Consider the following 1,281-nt stretch of genomic DNA (forward strand, 5'->3'; position numbering starts at 1 on the left):
GCTCTTGATCTTCATGAAAAAGAATTCGCTGTCCCGGTAACCGTACGCCATTCGTTTGATGACCTTTATTCGATTGTTTATTCCTTCCAACTGACCGGTGTGCATTGGCCAGCGTACCCGGCTCACGATGCCCCGCCAGTAGCCCTTTAGTCGCTTTGCGAACTGGATCAGTGCGGGTATTTCGCTTTCTTGAGCGTGACGCAGCCACTGCTTCCAGGCTGATCTCCAGTCCCAGGCATTGCTCGGTGCCCAGAGCATTTTGAGCTCGGCCTTCATCAAGTAGACCGTCATTAACGATTGGTTGGCAGCCAGCAGGTCCTGTAAATGAACCTGCTGTTCCGGCTTTTTCAGGTTCTGCGGGTTACGCAATAGCAACCATCGCGCTTGCTTTATGACCTTTCGAGCGGGCTTGTCATGGCGCAGTCGATTCGCCTCGTCAACGCGAACACGATCAATCACTTCTCGACCATATTTGGCGACCACATGGAAAAGGTCATAAATTACCCGTGCTTTTGGGCAGTGCTGGCGAACTTCCAGGTCATAAGCCGTGTTCATGTCCATCGCTACCGCTTCAATTCGGGCGCACCCTTCTGGTCCCAGCTCTTTGAAAAACGGTCTGACTGCCGCTCGGCTACGGCCTTCGCCGATCCAAAGCACTCGCCGAGTATCAGCGTCCAACACCACGCTGGCGTAGCGATGACCTTTGAATAACGCGAACTCGTCCATTATCAAGCGCCGTGGCTGGGCCTTGGGTAAGGCACTCAACGCCGCTTGCAGCGCGCGCCGCTCCAGCAACCGAACGGTGTCCCAGTGCAGCCCGAACATTTGCGCAACATGCAGTGTAGGAAGGCGTTCGCTGGCTTGAATAACGGCCTCTGCCAGCCGGCGCGTCATGCGGGCATAGCGATCCAGCCAACTGACGACCTCCATGCGCTTGCCACAATCACGGCAGCCAACACGCCTGAGCTGCACGTTGAGGCGGACTGCGCGACCGAGAATCGGCAGGTCACGCACGACTCGATCGCAGTACTCATGAGTTGTTGAACAGAGCTTTTGGCAGCCACCACAGGTGGGAAATCGCGTGGCCTGGGGGATCAGGTCGATTTGAAGGGCGTCGCCGTCAGGTTTGATCGCGACGACAGAAAAGCCCTCCCAAAAAGGAAGGAAAGTATTAATATCGCGCATAAGAACGCCGGTTTTTTAGATGTGTTTGCTCGCACGAACATCATCCATCAAATCGGCGTTCTTGTTTCTATGTTTCCCGGGATTCCGTGAAGAACC

General features: G+C 55.0%; 1 protein-coding gene. It reads right to left on the reverse strand.

Going from position 1 to position 1,281, the window contains the following annotated elements; all coding sequences use genetic code 11:
- Positions 1 to 1,185, reverse strand: a 1,185-nt coding sequence (locus G7025_RS26525; RefSeq protein WP_181081935.1) for an ISL3 family transposase, incomplete at its 3' end; no start/stop codon positions are given.
- Between the last annotated feature and the right edge of the window lie 96 nt (positions 1,186 to 1,281).

It is taken from the genome of Pseudomonas lurida, from assembly GCF_013522705.1.
GTDB classification, from domain to species: Bacteria; Pseudomonadota; Gammaproteobacteria; order Pseudomonadales; family Pseudomonadaceae; genus Aquipseudomonas; species Aquipseudomonas quebecensis.